Here is a 489-nt window from a genome sequence, read left to right as displayed (position 1 = left end):
AGGATAACATGTTACGCAAGATCAATGAACTTATTGACTTTTCTTTTGTGTTGGAAGAATTGAGGGACAACTACTGTCTTCATAACGGCAGGAATGCTGTCGATCCAATACGTATGTTTAAATATTTGCTGCTCAAAACTATTCATGACCTATCAGATGTGGATATAGTTGAGCGTTCCAGGTATGACATGTCCTTTAAATACTTCCTCGGCATGGCTCCAGAAGATCCGGTTATTGACCCTAGCTCTTTAACGAAATTTCGAAAGCTCCGTTTAAAAGACATAAACCTTTTGGATATGCTCATTCATAAAACCGTTGAGATTGCGATTGAAAAGGAAATCATTAAAAACAAAACGATTATTGTGGATGCCACCCACACGAAAGCCAGATACAATCATAAGACTCCAAAAGAAATATTGATGGACCAATCTAAAAAATTAAGAAAAGTAATCTATTCGATAGATGAAGAGATGAAAAATAAATTCCCGG

1 protein-coding gene is annotated in these 489 nt (G+C 36.2%); it reads left to right on the top strand.

Annotated elements, in window-relative coordinates; genetic code table 11:
- The coding region (locus SB775_RS27430) for a transposase (RefSeq protein ID WP_410864290.1) at positions 1–489 on the top strand (489 nt) is incomplete at both ends.

The organism is Peribacillus sp. SIMBA_075, from assembly GCF_046534585.1.
Note: the sequence above shows the minus strand (reverse complement) of the source record. Positions and strands in the feature narration are given on the sequence as shown.